10 protein-coding genes and 1 riboswitch are annotated in these 9,148 nt (G+C 63.6%); of the genes, 3 read left to right on the top strand and 7 right to left on the bottom strand.

Going from position 1 to position 9,148, the window contains the following annotated elements; genetic code table 11:
- Positions 1-32: 32 nt before the first annotated feature.
- From cobO to LB577_RS28155, 4 genes are read right to left on the bottom strand one after another with little or no spacing between them, the layout of a single operon-like run.
- Positions 33-662, bottom strand: a complete 630-nt coding sequence (gene cobO, locus LB577_RS28170; protein WP_224689800.1) for a cob(I)yrinic acid a,c-diamide adenosyltransferase — start codon at positions 660-662, stop codon at positions 33-35.
- A gap of 1 nt (position 663) precedes the next feature.
- A complete protein-coding gene (gene cobU / locus LB577_RS28165) occupies positions 664-1,179 on the bottom strand; it encodes a bifunctional adenosylcobinamide kinase/adenosylcobinamide-phosphate guanylyltransferase (RefSeq protein WP_224689799.1) in 516 nt (171 codons plus the stop codon).
- A complete protein-coding gene (locus LB577_RS28160; RefSeq protein WP_224689798.1) occupies positions 1,172-1,972 on the bottom strand; it encodes a CbtA family protein in 801 nt (266 codons plus the stop codon). Before LB577_RS28160 ends, cobU begins: the two co-directional genes overlap by 8 nt.
- A 15-nt stretch (positions 1,973-1,987) precedes the next feature.
- Complete coding sequence (locus LB577_RS28155; protein ID WP_023763342.1) at positions 1,988-2,167, bottom strand: CbtB domain-containing protein; 180 nt, start codon at positions 2,165-2,167, stop codon at positions 1,988-1,990.
- A gap of 35 nt (positions 2,168-2,202) precedes the next feature.
- Positions 2,203-2,402: riboswitch (cobalamin riboswitch) on the bottom strand.
- Between the two features lie 143 nt (positions 2,403-2,545).
- Between LB577_RS28155 and LB577_RS28150 the strand changes: the two genes are divergently transcribed.
- On the top strand, positions 2,546-3,787 hold the full coding sequence (locus tag LB577_RS28150) for an aromatic ring-hydroxylating oxygenase subunit alpha (RefSeq protein WP_224689797.1): 1,242 nt from the start codon (positions 2,546-2,548) through the stop codon (positions 3,785-3,787).
- 3 nt (positions 3,788-3,790) lie between these two features.
- Here LB577_RS28150 and LB577_RS28145 read toward each other — a convergent pair whose 3' ends face one another.
- Positions 3,791-4,990, bottom strand: coding sequence for an MFS transporter (locus tag LB577_RS28145; protein WP_224689796.1), 1,200 nt, complete (start codon positions 4,988-4,990; stop codon positions 3,791-3,793).
- Positions 4,991-5,226: 236 nt separating this feature from the next.
- On the opposite strand from LB577_RS28145, the gene LB577_RS28140 reads away from it, so the two are divergent.
- Both LB577_RS28140 and LB577_RS28135 read left to right on the top strand, forming a co-directional pair.
- Positions 5,227-6,225, top strand: a complete 999-nt coding sequence (locus LB577_RS28140) for a heparan-alpha-glucosaminide N-acetyltransferase (RefSeq protein WP_023779199.1) — start codon at positions 5,227-5,229, stop codon at positions 6,223-6,225.
- Complete coding sequence (locus LB577_RS28135) at positions 6,222-6,698, top strand: methyltransferase family protein (RefSeq protein ID WP_224689795.1); 477 nt, start codon at positions 6,222-6,224, stop codon at positions 6,696-6,698. The genes LB577_RS28140 and LB577_RS28135 overlap by 4 nt, the downstream gene beginning before the upstream one ends.
- Positions 6,699-7,036: 338 nt before the next feature.
- On the opposite strand, the gene LB577_RS28130 is transcribed toward LB577_RS28135, so the two are convergent.
- Both LB577_RS28130 and mgtE read right to left on the bottom strand, forming a co-directional pair.
- A complete protein-coding gene (locus tag LB577_RS28130; RefSeq protein WP_006203215.1) occupies positions 7,037-7,423 on the bottom strand; it encodes a MerR family transcriptional regulator in 387 nt (128 codons plus the stop codon).
- A 141-nt stretch (positions 7,424-7,564) separates the two neighbouring features.
- Positions 7,565-8,977, bottom strand: a complete 1,413-nt coding sequence (gene mgtE, locus LB577_RS28125; RefSeq protein ID WP_224689794.1) for a magnesium transporter — start codon at positions 8,975-8,977, stop codon at positions 7,565-7,567.
- Positions 8,978-9,148 lie beyond the last annotated feature (171 nt).

Below are 9,148 nucleotides of genomic sequence, written 5' to 3'. Positions count from 1 at the left end.
ACCCTCCCCACAAGGGGGAGGGTAAGGAACGGTCAGAACTCGATCCCCTGCTGCGCCTTCACGCCCGCGGAAAAATGGTGCTTGGTCACGCCCATCTCGGTGACCAGATCGGCCGCTTCGACCAGCGCCGGCTTGGCGTTGCGGCCGGTGACGACGACATGCAGACCCTCGCGACGAGCCTTCAGCGCGGCAACCACCTTGTCGAGATCGAGATAATCGTAGCGCAGCGCGATGTTGAGCTCGTCGAGCACGACGAGACTGATCGACGGATCGGCGATCAATTCAAGCGCCTTGGCCCAGGCGGCCTCGGCCGCCGCGATATCGCGCTTCAAATCCTGCGTCTCCCAGGTGAAACCCTCGCCCATCGCGTGCCAGACGACGCGGTCGCCGAAAGCGGCGAAAGCGTCTTTCTCACCGGTGTGCCATTTGCCCTTGATGAACTGGACGACGCCGACCCGCTTGCCATAGCCGAGCATCCGCAGCGCCAGGCCGAACGCAGCCGTGGTCTTGCCCTTGCCGGGGCCGGTGTTGACGATCAGCAGGCCCTTCTCGACCGTCTTGCTCGCAACCTCGGCGTCCTGCACCGCCTTGCGCTTGGCCATCTTGGCGCGGTGGCGCTCTTCATCCCTGTTTTCACTGGCCTTGCCGTCTATATCAGTCATCTCACTTCACCTTGAGCGGCAGCCCGGCCACCATCAAAAGCACCGTATCGGCAATCGCCGCAACCTGCTGGTTGAGCCGGCCGGCGGCATCGCGGAACCGACGCGCCAGCGCGTTGTCCGGCACGATGCCTTGCCCGACTTCGTTGGACACCACGAACCAGGACCCGCGCGGTCGCAACAGCACGTCAGTCAGCCGCCGGCATTCCTGCTCGATATCGTGTTCGGCCAGCATGTGATTGGTCAGCCACAGGGTCAGGCAGTCGACAAGCACCGGCTGATTGTCGGGCAAAGCCTCGAGCGCGCCGGCGAGGTCCAGTGGTGCATCGATGGTTGACCACCCTTCGCCGCGCCGCGAGCGGTGCACCGCGATGCGCTCGCGCATCTCGTCGTCATAGGCTTCAGCCGTGGCGATATAGGTCCATGGCGAAGGCAACGCCGTCGCCAGGGTCTCGGCGTGCGCGCTCTTGCCGGAGCGCGCGCCACCAATGATGAAAGTCAGCTTGCCTTGATCAGGCAAAGCTGTCGCGCAGGCTGGTCGCGGTGCCGGTGAAGCGGCCGCGCACCACGCCGACGACCGCGCCGAGCACCAGCCAGAACACCAGATTGGTTACGGTCACCGCCACCACGAACTGATGATGCAGGCCTTCCGGGATCGGCGTCTCGAAACTGTCGGGCTGCGGCGCACCGACAATATGCGGGGCGACGATCAAAGCCACGCCGAGGATCGCGAGCGGCAGCGATTTGCGGAAGGCGATCAGCCCAAGACCGATCGCCGTGGCCGCCACCGTCGAGACCCACCAAATCTGGCGCGGCAGCAACTCGGCCGCCGGCATCGCCGGCAGTTCCGGCGGCAGGCCGAGGCCAGGCGCCAGCGTGAACACGGCAAACCCTGCCAGGCCCCAGAACACACCCTGGCGCCAATTGCCGATGCCGCCCGCGAATTCCGAGACCGCGACCAGGACCAGCGCGAAGCCGATGCCGGTGACGATGTTGGCAAGCACGCTGAAGCCGAAACGCTCGAAACCATCGGCCGGCGCCCAGCCTTCGTCTTCCGCCGGAGCGGCGGCTTCGGCCGGCGCCGGCGCGGCGGAGCTCATGGCATGCCCCGCCGGTGCGGCGGTGCTCATGGCATTGGTATCCGCGGCAGTGGGCGCGGCCTGGTCATGATGGTGGCCGCCACCGGCCTGCTCGTAGACTTCGGCCTTGAGGATAAGCGGCACGGTGGCATAGGCCTGCATGCAGGCGAGAACGACGCCGGCCACAAGCCCTGCGATCGCCGCGATGAACACGACGTTGCGAAACAGGTTCATGATGTCAAATCCTCGTCAGTGGCAGGGAAACGCCATCGAATGACGATAGTCGTGGGCGGCATTGTGGACCGCATCGATATGCGAGAAGCCGACGAAGCCGACGACGAAGATGCCGAGCAGCGCGGCTAGCGCGAGCTGCATGAAGCGCGACTGCGAGGAGACCGAGGCGCCGAGGGAGACGGAGGCAGTATTCATGTCTTGTCCTTTCACCCTCCACCCGAGGGTATCGAAGTCAGTTTCCTGTCGCCGGCAGGTCTCCTGGCTCGCGGATCAGCGCCCTTCTCCACCTTCCCGAAGAAAAAATCTTCAGTGGCATATGGAGAGGACTACCGCACACAGTTGCGGGGGCAGCCACGGCATTGGGCGACAATTGAGCCCGCACCGCATTCCCTCTTGGCTCCAAAACGGAACCGACGACAGCGTGACTATACGGAAAATCACGACACGCGGCAAACCAAATTCCGCCGGCAACCAGCGCGATTGCGCCATGCCGGCGACATCGGCCGTTCTCGGCACCACAATTGACAATCATCCCGGCCGGGTGTCGGCTGGCCACTTCACGGGAAGCGAGCCATGCAGCCTCCAGCCCTGCAGCCACCAGTCCTGCAGCCCAATGCCAGCGAACGCGATCGCTACAACGGCCTGACCCGGGCTGAAGCGACGTTGTCGTCATCGGCCTATTGGGACGGCGAGAGCTATCAGCGCGACCTCGATGCGATCTGGTATCGAAGCTGGCTGCTCGTCTGCCGGGAAGCCGATCTCGCCCAACCGCTGGCTTTCCGCACCTTCCGCGTCGGCACGCAGGAAATCGTCGTGCTGCGCGACGAGACCGGCGAACTGCGCGCGTTCCACAACACCTGCCGGCATCGCGGCTCGCAGCTGTGCCAGGAAAGCGAAGGCCGGCTGAAGGCGCGGCTGATCACTTGCCCCTATCATGCCTGGTCCTATTCGCTGCGCGGCGACCTCGTGCGCGTGCCATCGAAATCGCTGCCCGAAGGCTTCGACAAGGCCGACCATCCGCTCTATCGCGTCGCGCTCTCGGTGTGGCGCGGCTTCGTGTTCGTCAATTTGCAGGAGGGAGCGAATTTGCAGGAGGACGCGAATTTGCAGGAGGGCGCGGCGGGCTCGGCGCAGGCCTCCTTCGATCCCGCCTCCGGCGATCTCGGCAATTGGCCGCTGGAGACGCTTGTATCAGGCCATGTGCTGCGCAAGGTGATGAACTGCAACTGGAAGATTTTTTGGGAAAACTTCAACGAATGCCTGCACTGCCCCGGCGTTCACAAGGATCTGTCGCGGCTGGTGCCGATCTATGGCCGCGGCCTGATGAGCCGGCATGACGACCCCGAATGGGTGCGCCACGCCGACAATGACGCGCCGGAATTTTCGGGTGGTTTGCGCGTCGGCGCCGAAACCTGGTCGCGCGACGGCAAGACCCATGCACCGGTCTTCGCGGGCTTGACGCCGGCCGAGCGCGCCGCCGGCCAGACCTACGCCACCAGCCTGCCTTCGATGTTCATCGTCGGTCACGTCGACTATGTCCGGACCGTGCGGCTGGTGCCGCTCGGCCCCGAACAGACCGGGCTGGTCGCGGAATGGCTGTTCGCGCCCGGAGCGCTCGGCGACCCGTCGGCCGACATCGACAATATCGTCGCCTTCGGCACGCAGGTGCTGGAGGAGGACGCGGCGATCTGCGAGGTCAACCAGAAGGGCCTGCGCTCCATGCGCCACAAAGCCGGCGTGCTGATGCCCGAGGAATATGACCTGCACCGCTTCCACAACTGGGTGCGCGAGCGCCACACGGCGCTTTCGCCGTGACCGTCACAGTGACTTCGGCAGATAACGCCAGGTCAGGAAGCCGCAAACCGCGGCCAGCAAGCTCAGCGTGACGAACACCGAGCCGAGCCCGAAGAAGATCAGCACCACGGAATAGACCAGCGGCGGCGTCAGCTCGGAAAAATCGAGATAGGTGCGGTAGACCGCCGCCATCTGCGCCCTTTCGTAGGAGCGTACCGAGCGCATGAAGGCGGTCGAGCCCAGCGCATCGAGCGCAATGGTGAAGAACGCGCCGCCAAGCAGGAAGGCGCCGGTGAGCAGCGGCGCCGTCGCTCCCACTGTGCCCGCGGCCAGCAGCATTGCCGACATGGCGAAATAGGCAAACGTCATGGTGCGCCGGCCGCCAAAACGTTTTCCGGCCTTGCCCCAGAAGATGGCCATGAACAACAGCGCGTTGCCGGCTGAGACCAGCAGACCGCCGGTCAGTTCGCCTTCGCCGGTGATCACCATGAACAGCGGGCCGTACACGAAGAAGGTCGTCCAGAAGCAGGAGCGTCCGAAGGCAATCAGCCACGCTAGCCTCAGCCTCGGCTGCGCGACGAAGCGGCCGATATTGGCGAGCGGATTGACCGGTCGTGTCTTGCCCGGCTGGATCGACTGGTTGTCACCAAGCCGATAGAACCAGAACAGCGCCAGCAAGGCCACGGCGAACACCGCCACCGCGCCATGCGCGGCATAGATGCCGAAATGCGCGTAGAGGAAAATGCCGAGCGTCGGCCCGCCGGTCCAGGCAAACATCGACCACGCCATGCGTAGCGATTCGGCCTGCATGAAGTCTGTCTTGCGGATGTGGTCCATGATGTAGAGGTTGAGCGTGATCGACAGCGCGCTGGCGCCCATCACCCGGCACAGCATCCCCGCTACTTGTCCGGCAAGCGTGTGGGTGACGAAGAACAGCGAGCCGATGGCGAGCAGGCAGGCCCCTGCGGTGTAGACCCAGCGCCGCGCAAAGCGGCGGATCAGCATCGGCATGAACAGGGTCACCGACAGGCCAAGCAGCGCCACGATGGTGTAGAGGATGGAGACCATCTGCTCGTTGTGCAGTATTTCATAGGCCTGGATCGGAATGACGCTGGACACCGTGGCGCGCGCAAAGGATTCGACTGCGTAGAGCGAGGCGAAGGTGCGCGCGTCCGCGGCCTTGAGGGCCGGGAGCCAGATCGGATGGCGCACATGGGTCGACATTGCTTCCCCAAAGCAGAATCACCCGTCAAATCTGCCTTGGCCGTTTCCGGGCCATTAAGAGGAAACCGACGCGCAGGTGGCGAAAAGCGAGTTGGTCAAAGCCTTTCCGGCGCTGGCCCAAAGCGGCATCCGACATGGCCTGCGCCCACGCGGCGCCGTGCCGAGGAACCCGGTCTTCTTCTGTCCCGGCCAACCGTGATAGTCCTCAAGGCGGGGCTGAATCAGATCGCGAGACCATGACCATCGACACGCCGACCGCACCCGTCCAGAATCAGCCAAAACGCATCGTCGCCATCGACATCCTGCGCGGCATCGCGCTGCTCGCCATGGCGAGCTACCACTTCACCTGGGATCTGGAGTTCTTCGGCTACACCGACCCCGGCCTCACAGCCTTCGGCTGGTGGAAGATCTACGCCCGCTGCATCGCTTCGACCTTCCTGTTCCTGGTCGGCGTCAGCCTGTACCTTGCCCATGGCCGGCAAATCCGCTGGAACGGCTTCTGGAAGCGGTTCGCCATGGTTGCCGGCGCCGCGGTCGCCATCTCGATCGTCACCCGCATCGCGACGCCGGACGGCTTCATCTTTTTCGGCATCCTGCACGAGATCGCGCTCGCCAGCCTGCTCGGCCTCGCCTTCCTGCGCCTGCCGGCGTTGCTGACCCTGCTTGTGGCGGCACTCGTTATCGCGGCGCCGGTCTATCAGCGCTTCGAGGCCCTGGATCATCCCTGGCTGTGGTGGATAGGCCTGTCGGCGATCAATCCCCGTTCTAACGACTATGTGCCGCTGTTTCCATGGTTCGGCGCGGTGCTTGTCGGCATCGGTGTCGCGAAACTTGCCTCCGCTTCCGGCATGCGGGCGCGCCTGGCAAGCCTGACGGCCGGCCGCTGGGCCAATCCACTGGTCTTCATCGGCCGACACAGCCTCGCCTTCTACCTGATCCACCAGCCGCTGCTGATCGGTTGCGTCTGGCTGTTCTCGCAGGTGATGCCAGCCAAGGTCGAAACCCCTCAGGTGAATTTCCTGAAGACCTGCCAGATCTCGTGCGAGCAGTCGCGCGACGCCAAGTTCTGTTCGAGCTATTGTAGCTGCATGCTCGACACGCTGGAGGGTGAATCCTCGCTTGATCGGCTCTACAACAACGATCAGACTGCGCAGTGGAAGGCACATCTGGGCGATCTGGCCGGCACCTGCACGGCCCAGACCGACGACAAGATGACCGAGGGGGGACAGCAATGACCGACAGCCAGCCGAAGCCAGGAGGGATACCGTGGCCGCCGGTGATCTACACCGCCGCCATCGCCATCAGCATCGTTCTCGACGTGCTCTATCCCCTGCCCTGGATCGGCGACCTCCTGGGCGACATCCTGTTCGCCGCCGGTTGGGTGGCGCTGTTCGGCGTCGCGGCACTCTGGTTCACGGCGATCCGCACGATGGTCCGGGCCAAGACGACGCTCAATCCCAACGCGGTGCCCGACCATCTCGTCACGTCGGGGCCCTTCGGCATCACCCGCAACCCGATGTATCTGGCCAACACACTGCTGTTGATCGGCGTCGCCTTCGTCACAGGCATCGTCTGGTTTCTGCCACTGGCGTTCATAGCGGCTTTCGCCACACAGAAGCTCGCCATCAAGGGCGAGGAAAAGGTGCTCGCCGCAAAGTTCGGCAAGAAATACCGGGATTATGCAAAGAGAGTACGGCGCTGGATCTGAGCCGGGGCCTGTATTCCGCGGCGCAGAGATTTTGACAGCTCTTGGCCGATGGGGCGGCATACCTCGGGGATTGGCCGAACGCCTATCCCGTCGTCATCCACGGGCGGAGCAAGGAGCGCAGCGACACAGCGCAGACCCGAGGATCCATGCCGCGACATCTGAGCGTCGCTACAGTGCAGAATTCTGCTCCGCTGCACTCAACGACGGAGGTAACGGCATGGATCCTAGGGTCTCCGCGACGGAGCTTCGCTCCTGCTCCGCCCTAGGATGACGAAGTTCGAAACGCTCCGGCCAGTCACGAACGTTTGTCGCTCAAACGCGCGATAGAATCTGGCCCCTCAGGTATTCACCCCAAGTTCCACCAGGCGCTCGACGCAGGACTCCTCGGCCTGGTCGAGTTCGGCCAGCGTTTCCTCGAGGTCGCGGCGCTTTTGCCGAAGATCCTCGCGCTTTTCCTCGATGCGTTTGATCATCAGCTTGAGCTGCCCGACCTCGCCCGGCGGCTCCTTGTACATCTGGATGATTTCGCGGATCTCGTTGATCGAGAAGCCGAGCCGTTTTCCGCGCATGATCTGCCGGATGAGGTGGCGGTCGGAGGGACGAAACAGCCGCGTGCGGCCACGCCGCACCGGCTGCACCAGCCCCTCATCTTCATAGAAACGCAGTGTCCGCGTCGACACGTCGAATTCGCGGGTCAGTTCGGTGATCGAATAATATTCCCGCATCGTCACTCCCACACGCCGGAAACCCTGGCGATCGCCGTGCGTCGCCTTTCGTCCCAAACCAAAACCCTTGCCGCGCCGGAATCGACACGGCACCCCGCGCGAGCGTCGCACGGCATTTACGTAAAAGTCAATTGAGCTCGATCACCGGACCCCAAACCACCAACTCGCAAGGCCGAGGAAGGCAAAGAAACCGACGACATCGGTGACGGTGGTGACGAACACCGCCGACGCCACCGCCGGATCGATCTTGAACCGGTCGAGGAGCAGCGGGATCAGGATGCCGGCGAGTGCGGCGACGAACATGTTGATGATCATCGCCGCCGCGATGATGCCGCCCAGATTGGCATCGTGGAACCAGGCGGACGCGACGATGCCGATCAGGATGGCGAAAACGATGCCGTTGATGAAGCCCACCCCCATTTCGCGGCGGATGATGCGGCCGGCATTGTAGATGTCGAGGTCCCTGGTCGCCAGCGCCCGCACGGTGACGGTCATGGTCTGTGAACCGGCATTGCCACCCATGCCGGCCACGATCGGCATCAGCACGGCAAGCGCCACGATCCGCTCGATCGTGTGATCGAACAGGCCGATCACCGAAGCCGCCAGGAATGCGGTCAGGAGGTTGACCAGCAGCCAAGGAACGCGCGAGCGCGAGGTCGAAAGGATGCTGTCCGACAGCTCTTCGTCGCCGACGCCGCCCATGCGCAGCAGATCTTCCTCGGCTTCCTGCTGGATGACGTCGACGACATCGTCGATGGTCAAAACGCCGACCAAGCGCTCGTTCTCGTCGACGACGGCGGCCGAAAGCAGGTCGTACTGTTCGAATTCCCGTGCCGCCTCCTCCTGGTCCATGGTGGCCGGGATGGCATGGCGGGTCTCGTGCATCACCTCCTCGACCTTGACCGTGCGCTTGGTGCGCAAGATCTGGTCGAGGTCGATGGCGCCGAGCAGCTTGAAGCTCGGATCGATGACGAAGATCTGGCTGAAGCGGTCGGGAAGGTTCTTGTCCTCGCGCATGTAGTCGATGGTCTGGCCGATGGTCCAGAACGGCGGCACCGCGACGAACTCGGTCTGCATGCGCCGCCCGGCGGTCTCCTCCGGATAGTCGAGCGAGCGGCGCAGCCTGATCCGCTCGGTGAACGGCAGCTGCGACAGGATCTCGTCCTGGTCTTCCTTCTCGAGGTCTTCGAGAATGTAGACCGCGTCATCGGAATCGAGTTCCTGCACCGCCTGCGCGATCTGCGCATTGGGCAGCTGATCGACGATCTCCATGCGGATCGCCTCGTCGACCTCGGTCAGCGCGGAAAAGTCGAAATCGGCGCCCAGGAGCTCGACCAGGGTCCGCCGCTGTTCGGGATGCAGCGCCTCGATCAAGTCGCCGAGTTCCGACTGGTGCAGGTGGTCGACTTCGTGCTTGAGCGTCGGCGTATCGCGGTCGGCGATCGCGGCCCCGATCTGGGCAAGGAAGGACGAAAGCACCGCGCCATCCTCGCCATAAATATCGGCGTGGATGTCGTCAGCCGCCTTGCCGGAGGTCGTCTGCTTGTCCTCCATCAGCGCCTCCCGCCATCCCGAAAAATTCTGTCTTAGGTCTAGAGCATCGAACCTTAAAGCGAAAACCGGTTTGGCGGAAATCCGTTGCATCTTGCTTGAAGACGCGATTCGATTTGAGAACTTATCGTCCTAAGGCACGGAATATCAAACGAAACGCTTGTTCCACGCCAC

It is taken from the genome of Mesorhizobium sp. B283B1A (assembly GCF_020165735.1).
GTDB lineage: Bacteria > Pseudomonadota > Alphaproteobacteria > Rhizobiales > Rhizobiaceae > Mesorhizobium > Mesorhizobium opportunistum.
This window is presented reverse-complemented; position numbering and strand designations above follow the sequence as displayed.

What these genes read in the sequence shown, in the direction of transcription:
- cobO (WP_224689800.1), bottom strand. Translation starts at nt 662, where the DNA reads ATGACTGATATAGACGGCAAGGCCAGTGAAAACAGGGATGAAGAGCGC.
- LB577_RS28160 (WP_224689798.1), bottom strand. Translation starts at nt 1,972, where the DNA reads ATGAACCTGTTTCGCAACGTCGTGTTCATCGCGGCGATCGCAGGGCTT.
- LB577_RS28155 (WP_023763342.1), bottom strand. Translation starts at nt 2,167, where the DNA reads ATGAATACTGCCTCCGTCTCCCTCGGCGCCTCGGTCTCCTCGCAGTCG.
- LB577_RS28150 (WP_224689797.1), top strand. Translation starts at nt 2,546, where the DNA reads ATGCAGCCTCCAGCCCTGCAGCCACCAGTCCTGCAGCCCAATGCCAGC.
- LB577_RS28145 (WP_224689796.1), bottom strand. Translation starts at nt 4,990, where the DNA reads ATGTCGACCCATGTGCGCCATCCGATCTGGCTCCCGGCCCTCAAGGCC.
- LB577_RS28140 (WP_023779199.1), top strand. Translation starts at nt 5,227, where the DNA reads ATGACCATCGACACGCCGACCGCACCCGTCCAGAATCAGCCAAAACGC.
- LB577_RS28135 (WP_224689795.1), top strand. Translation starts at nt 6,222, where the DNA reads ATGACCGACAGCCAGCCGAAGCCAGGAGGGATACCGTGGCCGCCGGTG.
- LB577_RS28130 (WP_006203215.1), bottom strand. Translation starts at nt 7,423, where the DNA reads ATGCGGGAATATTATTCGATCACCGAACTGACCCGCGAATTCGACGTG.
- mgtE (WP_224689794.1), bottom strand. Translation starts at nt 8,977, where the DNA reads ATGGAGGACAAGCAGACGACCTCCGGCAAGGCGGCTGACGACATCCAC.